Raw genomic sequence first — 17214 nt, 5'->3', positions numbered from 1 at the left:
TCGACTTTGTATGAAAATACTGGGGATAGATCCGGGTACGGCAACAGTGGGGTGGGCTGTTATTTCTGAAAATAAAGGGAGATTGACTCCTGACGCCTGGGGGCACATTAGCACATCCTCGAAAAAACAAACGGCCGAACGGCTTAAAGAAATAAGCAAAGACATTGAAAAAATTATAAAAAAATATAATCCTCAGGAGTCGGCCGTTGAAGATATTTTCTTTTTTAAAAATCTGAAGACCGCAGTGAAAGTCAGCCAAGCCAGAGGCGCCATTCTCTTGACTTTGGAAAAGCAAGAAATTAGAATTGCTGAATACACGCCGCTCCAGGTGAAACAAGCGATTACTGGTTACGGCCGGGCGGAAAAGAGGCAGGTTCAATTAATGGTGAAAAATATTTTGAAGCTGAAACAAATTCCCAAACCGGATGATGTTGCTGACGCGCTGGCGATTGCCATATGCCATATACATAGTAGAAAGTTCAAGAATCTAGATAGATAGTCATTAGTTGTCAGTTTTAGCTTCTGGTTTAGTAATTAATCATGGTCTGCTGATCAAAATTGTCCAATAACCTTAAACTTTAGACCAAAACAACCGCTTTTAACTAATAACCAATAACTAAAAAATATGAATAATATCAGCCCAATTACTCAATATTTTATCTCCCAAGGTGTTCCGCTTGATACCGTGATTCTTCTGCTGATGTTTCCGATCATCGCCACCCTCATTGCCTTTCTCCGCCAGGTAGTGGGAATTAAGGCCTTCGGCATTTATACTCCTTCGATCGTGATTTTTGCTTTTTTAGCAACCGGACTGAAATACGGAATTGCTATTTTCGTGAGCGTCATTTTAGTCGGAATGCTGGTTCGTTACCTGCTAAAAAAATTAAGAATACTTTATCTGCCTCGAGTAGCAATAACATTAAGCATCGTTGCCTTGGCAATCTTGGGAATTTTAGTCGTTGGAGGATCGCAGCATCGGACGGGTCTCGCCGCCGTTTCCATTTTTCCCTTACTTATTATGATCACCATTGTAGAAAAATTCGTAGCGGCCCAGATTGAAAAAGGAAACAGAACAGCTTTTATTCTGGCGCTGGAAACACTCCTTATTTCTCTGGGAGGGTATTATCTGGCAAAGTGGGAGCTTTTAAGAATCCTAATTATCTCTTTCCCTTGGATTGTTTTGCTTGTAATTTTAATTAATATATTTTTGGGGAAATGGACTGGACTACGCTTGATTGAATACCTGCGTTTTCGGGAAGTGTTTAAAAAACTATAAATTATGTTCAAGTTTTTTCGAAAAACCGGCCAGATCTTGGGAATGAATTCCCGCAATCTTCAGTACATCCGCCCTTTTAACCTCAAAAAAGCCAAGCGGATAGCTGATAACAAGATTCTAAGTAAGAGAATTTTAAAAAAGAATGAAATTCCTGTTCCCCGACTGATTGCCAGAATAACAACTCTTGAGGATCTGGAAAAATTTGACTGGAGCATCCTACCGACGAGTTTCGCTTTGAAGCCCAACCGCGGATTTGGCGGCGAGGGAATTCTGGTTGTTTATGGAAAGAAAAAGCCTGCCCGCGATGCTTCCTACCCCGGACAGGATGCAGGCGGGGAACTGGAAGATACCTGGATTAAAGCAGATGGATCGTTAGTTACCATTGAGGACCTGAAAAATCACATTCGTAATATCATTGATGGTTCATTTTCTCTTTCCAATATTCCCGACACGGCTTTTTTTGAAGAGCGTCTTCAGCTTCTCAAACTATTCAAGCCCTACGCTTATCGGGGAATTCCCGATATCCGGGTAATTGTCTATAACAAAGTTCCGGTAATGGCAATGCTCCGGCTTCCTACTAAGGAATCGCAAGGTAAGGCCAATCTCCAACAAGGGGCAATTGGCGTCGGGATTGACTTAGCTTCCGGCGTAACTACCACTGCCGTTTTAGGAAAAGGGAAAATCATTGAGTATGTTCCGGACACTCGCCTGCTTTTATCAGGAATCAAAATTCCCTACTGGAATGATATTCTGAAGTTGGCAGTCCGTACTCAAGAGATTTCAGGATTAGGATTTTTAGGAGCCGATATTGCTATTGATCGCGAGCGCGGTCCGGTTTTTCTGGAACTCAACGCCCGACCGGGTCTTTCCATTCAAATCGCCAATCTCGCGGGCTTGAAAAGGAGATTGGAAAGAATCGCAGATATAAAAATTAAAACCGCCGAGCGGGGAATCCGGGTCGGAATGAACCTTTTCGGAGGAGAAATTGAAGGCGAGATCGAGGATATTTCCGGAAGAAAAGTTATTGGCACGGTTGAAAAAGTAAAATTAATTGGAAAAGAGGAAAAGGAAGTTGAAGTGGAAGCGCGAATTGATACTGGAGCCGGATTTTCTTCCATTGATAAGGATATTGCAGAACAATTAGGATTTAAAGAAGTAATGGAAAAGTTTCAAAGGAAAAACTTTCCTGATCTGTTAACTCCTGAAAAAGCAAGAGAAATTGACAATCAAAATAAAGAGCAGCTTCTTAAAGAAATACCGGATTTAGCTGACACGGCCATTATCCATTCATCACACGGAACAACTTATCGTCCAATGGTGAAAATAGATATTATGATAGGCGAGAAGGTTATTCCTGCTAAAATTTCCATAATTGAACGGTCTCATTTAAAATATCCCGTAATCATAGGAAAGAGAAATTTAGGAAAATTTTTAGTTGATGTGAATAAATAAAATTTATAAACAGCCAGATGATTAAAAAAGAAATAGCTCATGGAGGATTTGCTTCTCTTGTCAAAAGAGCGCTGGAATTAGGAATTAAGGTAAAATTTTATCCTGGCCGATTTTCTTTAGTAAAATTTTATTTGGGAGAGGACGTTATTTTTTCTCGCATGGGAATTATCCCATTGTCGGTCCATCCGGCCAGATTGGTTGTTAATAAAGATCTAACTAAAACAATTCTTGGTCTTATGGACATACGAACTCCCAAAGGGATTGTAGCCAGTTCCTATGGCGAGGCAATAAATTTAATCCGAAAAGAAAAAATAAAATATCCGTTCATTGCCAAGCCGATTGACGGAACATGTGCCAAGGGGGTAACTTGGAATGTACGATCAAAAAAAGAGCTAAAAACAGCCGTTCGTCTTATTAATAGTCGTGAGATTAGAAAGTGGTTGCGATCCGACAAATTTCTAATCGAAGAGATGTATATCGGGGATGAATATCGAGTCTTAGTTTTTGATGGAGAGGTTATTTCCTGTGTGAAAAAAATCCCAGCAACCATTGTGGGTGATGGTATTTCTACAATTCAAGAGCTCGTAAACATTTTTAATAAAAAGAGAAAAAAAGGATTTGAGATAAAAATAGACAAGGTAGCTAAGAAAACGCTCTCTAAAAATAACCTTACTTTAAACAGCATACTAATAAAAAATACCAAGCTTAAGCTAAGAGATAATCTCAATATGTCTGATGGCGGAAGAGCCATTGAAAGCACCAATAAAATGAGCGCATTTCTTAAAAAAACTTGCGTAAAATCTATCCAGGCATCCGGACTTTCGTGGGGAGGCGTGGATTTGATGACCAATAATCTTTCTTCGAAAAAAAATTATGTCATTTTGGAAATAAACTCTAATCCATTTTACAATATGAGCGAGAGTCCCTTAGTAGAAGGAGCCGGAATTGATGTCTCAGGAAAAATATTGAAAAATCTTTTCCCCAAGCTAAAGATTAAATAACTAATTTTGTTATATATAGACCTTTACGTTGTTGGTCTAAGTCGTAGTTAATATAAATAGACGACAGAAAAGTATGAAAAAAGTTTTAATATTATTCGGCAAAAGTGATTGGCGATCTGCTAAACCATTTAAAAACAAGCAATATCAATATTCTTACGAGTATTTTTATAATCTTTGCAGAATAAATGGGATTCAGATATATCGCGCCTCCTACGAGTGGTATGATTACCAAAAGAATATTTTTAGGTACGCCTGGGTTTTCGAGGGTGAAGGAGCAAAATGGAAAAAGGTAAAAAATTTGAAACCGGATTTGATTTATGACAAAACAAAAGCTCGCCTCGAAGTCTATTATAAAAAAGAACTAATCGAAGAAAATTATCCATTCATTAATGATTTGCAATTTACCCAGCTCGTTGACGACAAATTTATCACCAGTCTTTTTTTCGAAAAATGGAGCAAAAAATGCTGGCTGGTGAATAACAAGGAAGAATTAAGGAAGGTTTTGCCAAAAATAAAAACTAATAAAGTCGTTCTAAAGCCCCTTTTGGAAAGTGGCGGTAAGGATATACAAATACTAAATAAAAAAGAAGCAATTTCCAAAGCTCTTTTAGACAAAGTTTATCTTGCCCAGGAGTTTATTGATTCTTCTTTTGGCGTTCCCGGTGTAAGTAATTATTATCATGATCTTCGATTAGTTTTTGTAAATAATAAAGTGATTTATGCTTACATTCGCGAGCCCAAGAAAGGAAATTTGCTGGCTAATCTCGCCCAGGGCGGAACACTGAAAATTATACCGTTTAAAAAGATTCCCAAATCAGTTTTTGCGGCGGTAAACTACGCCAATAAAATTTTTGAAACTTTTGAACCGAGAGTGTTTTCCATTGATTTTATGTTTGACAAAAAGAGAAAGCCCTGGGTAGTGGAATTGAATTCAATGCCGGGTCTATTTTTTACCCCAAATGAAAAACCGTACATGGTTAAATTGTATAAAGAATTATTAAGAATATTCAAAAGCAGACTTAATGTTTAATTTTCCTTAATGAAAAGAAGGCTAATTATAAACGCTGATGATTTATGAAACCCACCTTCATTTTCGTAAAAAATTTCAAAAACCTTTCCGCCCGAGAGCACTGGAAAATGGCGGGAAGAGCGGCTGGTTATCTGGCTGGCCTTGTTTTTCTCGTTGTCGCCGGAACCTTCATCTATTTTGCCAAGGACCTGCCTAGTCCTGGAAAAGTAAACAGAAGAGTCATCATTGAATCCACTAAAATTTATGACCGCACTGGCGAGCATCTTCTTTATGAAGTTCATGGAGAAGAAAAAAGGACTCTTATTTCTTTTTCTGAAATTCCGGATACGGTGAAATACGCAACCATTGTTCTTGAGGACCAGGATTTTTATTCCCATCGCGGTATTAAACTTTCCTCCATTATTCGGGCGGCCATGAAAGATATTTTGCGCCAGGACGTGATGCAGGGAGGGTCAACTATAACCCAGCAATTTGTGAAAAACTCCATTCTTTCCCCCGAGCGGACTTTGACTCGCAAAGTCAAAGAAGTGATTTTAGCCATTGAGATAGAGCAAAAATTTTCCAAGGATGAGATTTTGGGAATGTATTTAAATGAAATTCCTTTCGGTTCCAACGCTTATGGCATTGAAGCGGCAGCGCAAACTTATTTCGGAAAACCCGCTCGGGAGCTGACTCTTGATGAAGCAGCGCTCCTGGCGGCTCTTCCCAAGGCGCCGACCTATTACTCGCCATACGGATCTCATTTTGAGGAACTGAAAAAAAGGCAGGAAGCGGCACTGAAAAGAATGGTGGATTTGGGATACATCACCCAGGATCAATCTGAGGAGGCCAAAAAAACCGATGTGCTTGGCAAAGTTTTTCCCTATCGCGAGCGAATTGATGCCCCCCATTTTGTTATGTACGTGAAAGAATATCTGGAGTCAAAATACGGACAGCAGGTAGTAGAACAAGGAGGACTCAAGGTTTATACCACTTTGGACTGGGAAAAGCAGTCGATTGCCGAAAAAGCAGTGAGAGATGGAGCCGAAAAAAACCAAAAAGCATGGGGCGCGGAGAACGCGGCCTTGGTGGCTCTTGATACTAAAACCGGCCAAATTCTGGCCATGGTGGGTTCAAAGGATTATTTTGACAAGTCAATTGACGGGCAGGTAAACGTGGCTATTCGCGATCGCCAGCCGGGATCATCGTTTAAGCCCTATGTTTATCTTACTGCCTTTGCCAAGGGTTATACTCCAGAAACGATGATTTTTGACATGGAAACGGAATTTGAGACCCAGGACGGAAAAGAATATAAGCCGCGAAATTACGATGGGAAATTCCGAGGACCGGTCAAAATGAAAGAGGCACTGGGAATGTCGCTCAACATTCCGGCAGTAGAGACGTTGTACCTGGCTGGAGTTAAGGACTCAATTGCTACTGCCAAACGAATGGGAATTACCGGGCTGAACCAGCCGGAACGCTATGGTCTTTCACTGGTGCTGGGCGGAGGGGAAGTAAAGCTCATTGATCACGCCAGCGCCTTTGGAACATTAGCCACCAAAGGTGTTCGGTATCCCCGGACTGCGGTTTTAAAAATAGAGGATAGCCACAGCGAGGTATTGGAAGAATTTAAGCAGGAAGAAGGAGAAAAAGTGGTTGAAGAAAAATACGTGGCGATGATTGACCATATTCTTTCCACCAATGATTACCGCTCCCCCGTTTTCGGCTCAAACAGCCCTCTCCGTTTTGATGACCGCCCGGTGGCAGTTAAAACCGGCACGACCAATGAGTTTCGGGACGGCTGGACGGTAGGATATACGCCGTCATTGGTAGTCGGCGTGTGGGCCGGTAACAATGACAATACTCCGATGAGAGAAGGAGCTGACGGAGTGAATGTGGCAGCTCCGATTTGGAGAAGCTTTCTCGATCAGGTGCTGGGAAATTATGCCATTGAGCAATTCCCCGAATACAAAAAGGAAGAAACAGGAAAGCCGATTTTGGACGGCAAACTAGATATTGAGAAAAATGTGAAGGTCTGCGAGATTCCGGGGGAAGACAATGAATACTGTTTGGCTAATAAATATTGCAAAGATACTAAAGAAAGAGATTTTATTGATGCGCACACTATTTTATGGTATGTGGACAAAGATAATCCGCGCGGTGACTATCCCAAGGAACCGCAAAAAGATCCTCAATTCAAAAATTGGGAAAAAGCGGTGGAAAAATGGTATGATAAAAAAGACAACGACTATGTCATTGGAAAACCGCCGGAAAAAGAGTGTGAAGAAGATAATTTTTCCAAATACAAACCAAGCATCTCTATTTCTGTTCCAGGGAACGTTTCTTCCGATGAAATGACAATTAAAGCCAGCGCGGATGCTCCTTACGGCATAGATAAAGTGGAATTTTTCGTGGACGGCGATAAAATTGCTTCTCGCAGCAGCAAGCCCTATGAAACCAGTTATTCCATTCCGGTCGGGAAGAAAGGGTCAACAGTTGAAGTGAAGGTTAAAGTTACCGATGATAACGGAAACACCGACAGCGACAGCAAGGATGTTTCAATCGCCCCCTGACTCAACTTTTTGAGTTATCAAATTTAAATGATTGCAAAAATCAGAGGGAAAATAGAATATTTAAAAGATAGCTATGCCGTGGTGGATGTTGATGGCATTGGCTATAAGATTTTTTTAACGTCTCACACCCTGGGAAAAATTGCCTCGGTGGGAGAAGTTGAATTTTTCGTTCATACCCATGTGCGCGAAGATATCCTGGCGCTTTACGGATTTTTAACGATGGAGGAACTGGAAATGTTTGAACTGCTTATTGCCGTTTCCGGAGTTGGTCCCAAAGCAGGGTTGGGAATTCTTTCCATTGCCAGCCCCAAAACGATTCGAACAGCCATTCTCAATGACGATCCCTCGATTCTCACTAAGGTCTCCGGGGTGGGCAAAAAAACAGCCGAGAGAGTTATTTTGGAACTCAAAAATAAAGTAGCAGATCTTTCAATAGCTGATAGAAAAGAAGTTATGGCTGACAGTGATGCTTTGGAGGCACTGACCTCGATGGGATACACTGTCTCTGAATCAAGAGAAGCCCTGAAGCACATCCCGGCGGAAATTAAAGACGTGGGAGAAAGAGTAAAAATGGCGCTTAAGAATTTGGGGAAGAGATAATCTTTTATGATGGGAATAAAAAGTACTAGAGATGATTTTATTCAGAAAAGCTCTCCCGACGGAGGGTTTTTGCAATCGGAGCATTGGAGTATGTTCCAGGAAAGTTTCGGCCGGAAAACGTTTCACATAGAACAAGGCGAGTTTTGGGCAAATATTATTGAACATAAACTTCCGGTGGTAGGGAGTTATTTTTATATTCCCCGGGGACCAATAATTGGAATTACGAATTATGAATCAGGAATAAGGAATAAGTTAAATAGTTTAGTAGGTCTGGCAAAAGAAAATAAAGCCGGGTGGATTAGGATTGAACCGGCGAATAAGGAAGTATTAGAAAGTATTGAGGACAGTGTTAATTATAAGATTACTAAAACTCCGCACGACATGCAGCCGAAAGAAATATTAATTTTGGATGTTACTAAAAGTGAAGAAGAACTGCTGACGGGAATGAAGCCAAAAACTAGATATAACATTCGACTGGCGGAGAAAAAGAGTGTCTCTTTACGAATTACTAATCCGTACGAATATACGAATAGTAAAGCTATGAAGGAATTTCTAAGATTAGTTAAAATTACCGCCAAGCGGGACAAGATTACTTCCCATCCGGAGGGTTATTATAGGAAAATGTTCGAAACGATTCCAGGAGGTATTTTGAAATTGTATATTGCTGAATATGAAGGAAAAATAATCGCTGCTAACATCGTTATATTTTTTGGAAAAACTGCGACTTATCTTCATGGAGCGTCGGACTATGAATATCGAAACATCATGGCGCCGTATCTTTTACAGTGGCGGGCGATTTTGGACGCGAAGAAAGCCGGGTGCGAGAAATATGATCTAGGGGGAATTAGATCATGTAACATGCAACATGAAACATGTAACAAGGATTGGCAAGGAATTACCAGATTTAAAACCGGCTTTGCACCAACTACTCACCCATTGCAGTTTTTAGGCAGTTATGATATTATAATCAATCCAATGAAATATTGGGCATATCGTTCTTTACAAAAAATTAAATCACTGACGCGATAAGGGAGGGAAGAAAGGATGAAAACAAAGGAGCAATACGTACTCGGTTATTTTAAAACAGAGCCCGATCATCTATTTTGGAAAGCGTATAGTTTTCAAGCGCGTATTCATGCAAATCATGCACGGAAAGACGGAATGATTTACTCGGTACATCAAATTGAAATGAGCTATTTTGCTCTTCTTGCGGGTATTGATGATCCATTAACACATGCACTTATCCAATGTCATGATGTGATTGAAGAAGCAAGAGATAATGATGGCATTGAAATTACTCAAGCTGAAATTGCTGAAGCTGTTGATCCTGTAGTAGCACTCGAAACAGTAGTTTTAACGAAAAAGAAGGGATTAACACTTCCGGAATTCATTGAACATCTTGAAAAAATTGTGGAAACAGGAATCCGTCCTGTTTATGTAAAAACCCTGGATCGATATAGTAATATACGGCGAAGCATGTTTGGAGTACTTGAAGTGCCGCGTATAAGGAAATACATGGCAGAAACTTATCAAATTCTTGCCATAGCAGAACAAGCGATCTATATGATTGAGTCGGGTTGTACCAATAATAAACCTCAAGAAAATATTTTTTTATATGCCAAAGGACTTAGAAGCCTGCGTGGATCAATGAAAGCCGTTATGCGAGGAATAGAGTTTGCTTTGAGGCATGAAAAATATGAGAAAGAGTACACTCGGCTTTATAAGGAACATGAAGATCTGAAAAGAGAAATGGAGGCATTAAAAAGGAAATAATTATAGAAAAAAGGCCTATAACTGAATAAGTTTTAGGCCTTGTTTTCTTTTCCTAATTTTTTGCTTTTTGCCGAGAGAGATAGTAGGATATAATGACGTTATATGAAGGAATTAATCCCCCAAAAAATGAAGAACATTTATCATCTTTTTCAGGCCGTCTTAGCCAATATTTGGTATGAATTTCCCTCCCGGAAGCTTAAAATTATTGGCGTCACCGGCACCAACGGAAAAACGACGACCTGCCAGATGATCACCAGAATTTTAGAAGAAGCTGGGCACAAAGTGGCGATGATTTCCACCATTAATTTTAAGCTGGGAAAAAAAGAATGGGTTAACAAAACTAAGTTCACCACTCTCTCTTCCTTTGCCACCCAAAAGTTTATTCGAAAAGCGGTTGAAGAAAACTGCGATTATCTGGTTCTGGAAACGTCATCCCATTCCTTGGATCAAAACAGAGTATGGGGAATAAAATATGATGTGGCCGTGGTTACTAACGTGACCAGAGAACATTTTGATTATCACAGGACAATCGAAAAATATCGAAAAGCCAAAATGAAACTATTCCGGATGGTTTCAAAAAGCAAGGGAATATTGATTGCCAATTTGAATATGGAAAATCCGGAGGAATTTTTGAAATATAAAGCTAAAGAAAAATATGGCTATGCGGCAAAGCTTCCGATTCCTCATTTTTCTTTTCCAATAAAGTCCCAGTTGCGTTTGATTATTGCTAAAGAAATAGAGCTGGGAATCAATTTTTCAAAATTTAAAGTTCACGATTTAAAGTTTAAAATTAATCTGCCGGGGGATTTTAATATTGAAAATGCATTGGCAGCTCTCTCGGTAGGAATTTCACAGGAAATAAGTTTGGAAGCAATTGCTAAGGCACTGGAAAAAATAAAAGGCGTTCCGGGAAGATTTGAATATATTCCCAACAGCAGAGGATTTAACATCATTATTGATTACGCTGTCACTCCCGATTCTTTGGAGAAGTTTTATGCCCTGATTTCAAAGACAAAACAATTGGGCGCGCGGATTATCGCTGTTTTAGGGTCCTGCGGGGAGCGCGACCGCGGAAAAAGGCCAATAATGGGAAAAATTGTTTCCCGATTCGCGGATTACGCTATTGTTACCAATGAGGATCCTTACGGCGAAAATCCGCAAAAGATAATCAATGAAGTTTTCAAAGGTGTTATTTCAACTGACAAATCAAAAATCACAAATCCCGGAATTTATGAAAAACACAAGCAGGAAGGAGTGAGTTGTTGGAGAATTCCAAGCAGGCGGGAAGCAATTAAAAAGGCCTTGCGGCTGGCAGGGCCCGGAGACATTGTGGCGATAACAGGAAAGGGAGCCGAGGTTACAATGGCGGTAGGAAAAAAGCGAATTTTATGGAATGATAGAAGAGTGATAGAAGAAGAACTAGAAAAAATATAAGAATTAGTTTTTAAGAACTACTTTTCTTAAAAAATTTGAATAAGAGCGGCAGTCAGCAGCAACCCCAAAACCCCGCCAATAATTACTTCGCTCACCTGATGCCCAATTCGTTCTTTAAGACGGGGAAATTGAGATTCATCAGCGTTGAGTTGACGAACAAGCATATTTAAATATCTTCCCTGATCTCCCAAATAGACCCTGATTCTGACCGCGTCGTCAATTACCAGTACCGCTAGAATGACTGCTACGGCAAAAGCGCCAGTAGTAAATCCTTCATAAATTCCCAGTGTAGTTACCAGTGAAACAATAAAAGCCGTATGGGCCGAGGGCATATGTCCGTGTGTCATTGCATAGCGGATATTCCAGCCATGTTTGAGGGAAAAGACAACGAATTTAATAAACTGCGTTACTGCGCCGACAATTATGGGGATAATGAAGATATTATATTGAGTCCAGTTGTCCATACATTTATTATAACAGATTTTTTCCCAAATTTAAAATCCAGATTTATTGGCTTGTTTTAAGCATTTTTAGGTCTTGACTTTCCTAATCGCCGTCCTCTTTTTATTTTGTCGAAATTGTAATATAGTAATATAAGAGTCATCTAAATTTTAATTAGATTGCCACGTCGCTGCGCTTCTCGCAATGACATGGGAATTAAAAGGGTATGGGTATAGGGCTAATTTTATTAATCATCATTGCAGTTGTCGTGGTCTGGATAATCGCGGTTTACAATGGGCTTATTCGCCTCAAAAATAGGGTCGACGAGGCGTGGAGCGATATTGACGTGCAACTTAAAAGAAGATACGATTTAATTCCGAATTTAGTTAACATTGTCAAGGGTTATGCGGCGCATGAAAGGGAACTCTTTGAAAAAGTGACTGAAGCCAGAACGCGGGCGATGGGAGCGGGGACGATGGCGGACAAATCCCAAGCGGAGAATATGCTGACTCAGACCCTCAAAAGTTTACAGGCCTCACGAAGAGTCTATAATGGCACCGTGCGAGACTTCAACACTAAAATCCAAGTTTTTCCCAACAACATCATCGCCGGAATGCTGAAGCTTACCGCCCGGGAATTTTTTGAAGCGGAAGGGGAAGAAAAGGAACCGGTGAAAGTAGAGTTTTGAATTTTCTTTTGTCATCCTGAACTCCATATGTCATCCTGAACTTGTTTCAGGATCTAATAAATAAGACATTCTTTTTCAAAATAGATTCCGGATCAAGTCCGGAATGACATTTAAGTTGTATGTCTACTCTGTATAATCAAGCTGACAAAAATGTCCGTTTAACCTGGATCTATATCACCGGGTTTTTGGTTTTTGTCATTTTGGTTGGCTATGTCTTTGCCGGAGCTACCGGCAACAGCGGCATTTTATATGGCGCGGTGATATTTTCAATTATCATGAGCTTTGGGTCTTACTGGTGGAGCGATAAAATTGTTTTGGCGATGAGTAGAGCAAAATTGGTGACGCATGATGATACTCGCGAAATATACCACCTTGTCGAAAATCTTTGCATCACGGCTGGACTGCCAGTACCGAAAATATATATTATTGAGGATAGTGCTCCCAATGCTTTTGCGACAGGGAGAAATCCGGAACATGGAGTCATAGTTTTAACTTCTGGCATTATCCAAAAGTTAGAGAAGACAGAACTGGAAGGCGTGATCGCTCACGAACTTTCGCATATCGGAAATAGAGATATTCTGCTTTCAACCGTGGTTGTGGTTCTGGTCGGATTCGTGACGCTTCTGGCTGACTGGTTTCGCCACTGGGCTTTTTATCGCAAGCGCGACAGCGAAGGAGGAAGTCAATTACAAATGATATTATTTATCGCGGCAATAATTCTTTCAATTCTCGCTCCCATCGCGGCGGTCTTGATGCAATTGGCCATTTCCCGGAAACGTGAATTTTTGGCTGACGCTTCCGGAGCACTGCTTACCCGCTATCCGGACGGCCTCGCCCGGGCGCTTGAAAAGATATCGGCTGACACCGAACCACTTGAAGCCGCCAACCGGGCCACCGCTCATTTATATATTGTCAATCCTTTCAAAGGAAAAAAAATTTCCAAACTTTTTTTAACCCACCCACCAATAGAAGATAGAATCAGAGCTTTGCGTGATATGTCAGTGTAGTTTATTTTTTATTCAGATTATTTATTATAGAATTGGTGGGCGGGCAAGCTCATCCTTCTATTAAAGAACGCATAGCTGCATTACGGGGAATGAATACTAATAAGTAACTATGCAATTCAAACTTCCCAAAAACGATAAATACCAATGGACGCAGCATTCGGCCTATAAGATGCGTCAGTACGGTTTAAGCGCACAAAGAGTCATAAGAGTGATAAGAAATCCACAACGTATTGAAGAAGGAATTGTGGAAAAGACAATTGCGGTGATGCAGCCCGCCTCTATTAAGTATAAAAATTTTAAAAAAACCTGGAGCCAGGAGATTTGGGTGATGTACCAGCTTCATGAAACACGCAACATGAAACATGAAACAAGAAAAGCCAATAAGCTAACGAAGCTAATTCCTAAAAAGCTAAAAATTATCAGTGCTTGGCGTTATCCCGGTGTGAGTCCTCAAAAGAATCCGATTCCGGAAGAGATTCTGAGGGAAATTGAGGGCTTAGTAAGATGGTAATTGTCAACTTTTTCGTGGTATGGTAAAATACAGATATAGTGAATAATAAATAAAAATAGAAAGGGAGGTGAAAAAATGGACGGACAACAAATGCAACAACCACAAGCTCCCCAGACCGGCCAGTCGGACGCTGAGAAAAACAAAGCCCTGGCAATCGTCGGCTATATTTTCCCTATCCTGTTTTTTATTCCGTTGGTGACAGAAGAAGGGAAAAAGAGTCCTTTCGCGAAATTTCACGCTAACCAGCAATTAAATCTTTTGCTTTTTGAAGTAGTCGGATATATCGTTTCCACAATCCTTACTTTTATCCTGATTGGATTCCTGCTTTGGTTTGTGGTCATCATCGGCGGTTTGGTATTTATGATTTTGGGAATCATTAACGCGGCTAAGGGAGAAATGAAACCGCTTCCCATCATTGGTGGAATCAATATCATTAAATAACTCTTCTGTTGAAGAAAATAAAAACAGGCATGCTTCTTTTAAAGTTGCCTGTTTTGGTTTATAATAAAAGCAGTTTACAAATTACGAATCTTTTATGAATATACGAATTTTTCAGTCATACATTCGTATATTCGTATGAAATTAGTAATTCGTAAAAGATATTATGAAAAATACAAAAATTGTTGCTACTATCGGACCGGTGTCAGAACGCCGGGAAATACTTGAGCAAATGATTAAAGAAGGAATGAATGTGGCCCGCCTTAATTTTTCCCACGGGGACTTTTTGTGGCACAAAAAAGTTATCCGGAGAATAAGGGATCTAAGTGAGAATTTAGCGGTGCCGGTTGGAATTATGGTGGATCTCCAAGGTCCCAGGATACGGATCGGAAACGAGAAGGAACTGGCGGTGAGAAAAAAGGAAATCGTCTGGGTTACTGGTCCTTCCAGGAAGAAAAATAGAAGAGAAGGATTAAAGAACAGGCCTAAAGTGCTTCATATTGACTTGGATAACATTGTTCAACTGGTGAGAAAAGGAGACGAAATTTTGATTGAGGACGGACTTATTAAATTAAAAGTAAGAGAAAAACACCCCGGGGTGTTGAAATGCGAAGCTGTTAATGGGGGTGTTATCAAGCCGCGAAAAGGCGTGAATATTCCAGGGATTTCTTCGAAGCTGGCGGCGCTTACCAGGCAGGACAAAGAAGTTCTTGATTTTGCACTTGACCAAGGCGTAGATTTTGTGGCTATGTCTTTCGTGAGAACAGCCAAAGAAATTCAGTATCTTAAAAAACTCATTCGTCAGAAATCAAAGAAGAAACAAAATCCTGCTCAAATAGTAGCTAAAATTGAGCGAAGAGAAGCAATTAAAAATTTCAGTGAAATTTTAAGATCCACGGACGCAGTGATGGTTGCCCGGGGAGACCTGGGAATCGAAATGCCTCAAGCTGATCTTCCTATCTTACAGAAAGAAATTGTTACTAAATGTCTGCGCTCTGGCAAGCCCTCCATCGTCGCTACCCAAATGCTTGATTCGATGATCCATAATCCCCGGCCAACGCGGGCGGAGATAAGCGATGTTTCCAACGCGGTGGTTGATCATGCTGACGCGGTGATGCTTAGCGGCGAGACGGCAGACGGGAAATACCCGGTGGAATCGGTGCGGACAATGAGGGAAATAATCGAAAAAACCGAAGAGTCGCCTTTTGATGACTTGTCTCACGGTTTCTTGGGAGATCAGCGCTCCTCGGTTTCGGCGGCGGTGGCTCAATCGGCTCATGAACTTCTGAAAGACAGCGGAGCGTCCGCCATTGTGGTTGCCAGCTTGAGCGGATTTACGGCCCGAATGGTGGCCCGCCATCGGCCGGAACAAAAAATACTGGTAATGACCAACAATGAAAAAACCCACAATCAGCTTACTTTGGTGTGGGGAGTAGAAAGTTTTGTTCTTCCCGATTGCCCGACATTGGAGAAACTTATTGACAGCGCCCTGCGCCTTATTAAAAAAGAGCGTCTAGCAGAAAAAGGAGAAAAAGTAGTAGTAGTTACCGGCCGGCCTCATGTGAAAAAAGAGCATATGAGCTTGATAAAAGTGGAGGAGATAAAATGATTTCTCTACTAATTACGAATTTATTACGAATATACGAATAAAGTTCATATATTTATAGGAATTAGAAAAATGCAAAACAAAAAATATATCCTTTGGTTTAAAGAGATCGGAATAGAAGATATCTCTCTAGCGGGCGGGAAAAATGCCTCCTTGGGCGAAATGTATGCGAAGCTCCGGGTAAAAGGAATAAGAATTCCCAATGGTTTTGCGATAACCTCCGCGGCTTATCGCTATTTTATTTCGGAAAACAACCTGGATGAGAAAATAAGAAAGATTCTCAAAGGACTCAACACCGCCAATTTGCGCAATCTCTCCGAGCGCGGCTACCGCATCCGCGAAGCGATGCTGGCCTCTGAATTCCCGGCTGATCTTAGAAATGAAATCGTGAAGTCCTATGCCCGGCTTTCCAAAGAATATCAGCCGCACAAAAGTTTTCGGCTTACTTTGGATAAAGAAGACCACACCAATCACTTTGCCGGCGGAGTAGATGTCGCCGTGCGTTCCAGCGCCACCGCTGAAGATCTGATTGATGCGTCTTTTGCCGGCCAACAGGAATCGTATTTGAACGTGAGCGGCGAGTATCAGCTTATGGAGTCAGTCAAAAAATGTTTTGCCTCCCTTTTTACCGATCGGGCGATTTCTTATCGGGAAGACAAGGGCTTTGGCCATTTTAAAATCGCTCTTTCGGTGGGAGTGCAAAAAATGATTCGCTCGGATGAGGCCGCTAGCGGCGTGATGTTCACCATTGATACCGAATCCGGATTTTCTGATGCCATAGTCATTAATGCCTCCTGGGGACTAGGAGAAAATATTGTCAAAGGGAAAGTCAATCCCGATGAGTTTATTGTCCACAAACCGACACTGGCAAAAGGTTTTCGGCCTATCATTGGGAGAAAATTGGGAAGCAAGGAATACAAACTGGTCTACAGCGTAGGAGGAACATCGGCTACCCAAAATGTGGCCGTTCCCCAGGAAGACCGCCGCCGGTTTTGTCTTACTGACGAAGAAATTCTGCTACTGGCCCGCTGGGGTAAAATTATCGAAGACCACTACCGCAAGCCGATGGATATTGAATGGGCCAAAGACGGACGGGCAAAGGAACTTTTTATTGTCCAGGCCCGTCCCGAGACCGTCCAATCGCAGAAAAATAAGAATGTGCTGGAAACCTACCAACTCAAAAAGAAAGGGGAAATTTTAGCGGTTGGGGCGGCGGTCGGAGAAAAAATCGGCCAAGGAAAAGCACGGGTAATTAAGGATGTTTCCAAAATTTCCGAATTTCGAAAAGGAGAAGTGCTGGTTACCGAAATGACCGATCCCGACTGGGAGCCGATTATGAAAATCGCCAGCGCCATTGTCACCAACAGCGGGGGCCGCACTTCCCACGCCGCCATCGTCAGCCGGG

At 41.2% G+C, this 17214-nt stretch carries 17 protein-coding genes; 16 read left to right on the top strand and 1 reads right to left on the bottom strand.

The features are described from left to right. Positions 1-10 precede the first annotated feature (10 nt). The 10 genes from ruvC (at position 11) to NT136_00110 (ending at position 11118) form a co-directional block, all read left to right on the top strand. Complete coding sequence (gene ruvC / locus NT136_00155; GenBank protein ID MCX6765376.1) at positions 11-499, top strand: crossover junction endodeoxyribonuclease RuvC; 489 nt, start codon at positions 11-13, stop codon at positions 497-499. Positions 500-625: 126 nt separating this feature from the next. Further along, on the top strand, positions 626-1276 hold the full coding sequence (locus NT136_00150) for a hypothetical protein (GenBank protein ID MCX6765375.1): 651 nt from the start codon (positions 626-628) through the stop codon (positions 1274-1276). Between the two features lie 3 nt (positions 1277-1279). Next, a complete protein-coding gene (locus NT136_00145; GenBank protein MCX6765374.1) occupies positions 1280-2728 on the top strand; it encodes a RimK/LysX family protein in 1449 nt (482 codons plus the stop codon). A 17-nt stretch (positions 2729-2745) separates the two neighbouring features. Next, positions 2746-3729, top strand: coding sequence for a hypothetical protein (locus NT136_00140; GenBank protein MCX6765373.1), 984 nt, complete (start codon positions 2746-2748; stop codon positions 3727-3729). Between the two features lie 73 nt (positions 3730-3802). Then, complete coding sequence (locus NT136_00135; GenBank protein ID MCX6765372.1) at positions 3803-4759, top strand: hypothetical protein; 957 nt, start codon at positions 3803-3805, stop codon at positions 4757-4759. A gap of 44 nt (positions 4760-4803) precedes the next feature. Beyond that, positions 4804-7311, top strand: a complete 2508-nt coding sequence (locus NT136_00130; protein MCX6765371.1) for a PBP1A family penicillin-binding protein — start codon at positions 4804-4806, stop codon at positions 7309-7311. Between the two features lie 27 nt (positions 7312-7338). Beyond that, positions 7339-7911, top strand: a complete 573-nt coding sequence (gene ruvA / locus NT136_00125; protein ID MCX6765370.1) for a Holliday junction branch migration protein RuvA — start codon at positions 7339-7341, stop codon at positions 7909-7911. A 6-nt stretch (positions 7912-7917) separates the two neighbouring features. Further along, positions 7918-8940: a peptidoglycan bridge formation glycyltransferase FemA/FemB family protein gene (locus NT136_00120; GenBank protein ID MCX6765369.1), complete on the top strand. Its 1023-nt coding sequence runs from the start codon at positions 7918-7920 to the stop codon at positions 8938-8940. 15 nt (positions 8941-8955) lie between these two features. Further along, positions 8956-9684: a hypothetical protein gene (locus NT136_00115; protein ID MCX6765368.1), complete on the top strand. Its 729-nt coding sequence runs from the start codon at positions 8956-8958 to the stop codon at positions 9682-9684. Between the two features lie 102 nt (positions 9685-9786). After that, complete coding sequence (locus NT136_00110) at positions 9787-11118, top strand: UDP-N-acetylmuramoyl-L-alanyl-D-glutamate--2,6-diaminopimelate ligase (protein MCX6765367.1); 1332 nt, start codon at positions 9787-9789, stop codon at positions 11116-11118. Positions 11119-11144: 26 nt separating this feature from the next. Here the strand turns inward: NT136_00110 and NT136_00105 are convergent, their stop codons facing one another. After that, the gene (locus NT136_00105) at positions 11145-11582 is read right to left on the bottom strand and encodes a divergent PAP2 family protein (GenBank protein MCX6765366.1); all 438 of its coding nucleotides are present in this window, start codon (positions 11580-11582) and stop codon (positions 11145-11147) included. Positions 11583-11785: 203 nt separating this feature from the next. Here NT136_00105 and NT136_00100 point away from each other — a divergent pair, with 203 nt between their 5' ends. The 6 genes from NT136_00100 to ppsA all read left to right on the top strand — a co-directional run. After that, positions 11786-12247 carry a LemA family protein gene (locus tag NT136_00100; protein ID MCX6765365.1) on the top strand — a complete coding sequence of 154 codons (462 nt, stop codon included), beginning with the start codon at positions 11786-11788 and terminating at the stop codon, positions 12245-12247. A gap of 119 nt (positions 12248-12366) precedes the next feature. Then, a complete protein-coding gene (locus NT136_00095; protein MCX6765364.1) occupies positions 12367-13254 on the top strand; it encodes a M48 family metallopeptidase in 888 nt (295 codons plus the stop codon). Between the two features lie 109 nt (positions 13255-13363). After that, the gene (locus NT136_00090; GenBank protein MCX6765363.1) at positions 13364-13765 is read left to right on the top strand and encodes a hypothetical protein; all 402 of its coding nucleotides are present in this window, start codon (positions 13364-13366) and stop codon (positions 13763-13765) included. A gap of 75 nt (positions 13766-13840) precedes the next feature. Continuing rightward, positions 13841-14206 (top strand): DUF4870 domain-containing protein, encoded by a 366-nt coding sequence (locus NT136_00085; protein ID MCX6765362.1) that lies wholly within the window; start codon positions 13841-13843, stop codon positions 14204-14206. 163 nt (positions 14207-14369) lie between these two features. After that, positions 14370-15812, top strand: coding sequence for a pyruvate kinase (gene pyk, locus NT136_00080; protein MCX6765361.1), 1443 nt, complete (start codon positions 14370-14372; stop codon positions 15810-15812). A 69-nt stretch (positions 15813-15881) separates the two neighbouring features. Next, the coding region (ppsA, locus tag NT136_00075) for a phosphoenolpyruvate synthase (GenBank protein MCX6765360.1) at positions 15882-17214 on the top strand (1333 nt) is incomplete at its 3' end.

The organism is Candidatus Moraniibacteriota bacterium, from assembly GCA_026396275.1.
Classification (GTDB): Bacteria; Patescibacteriota; Minisyncoccia; order Moranbacterales; family JAPLXC01; genus JAPLXC01.
The sequence above is the reverse complement of the archived record's forward strand: the minus strand, read 5'-3'. Positions and strand labels throughout refer to the sequence as shown.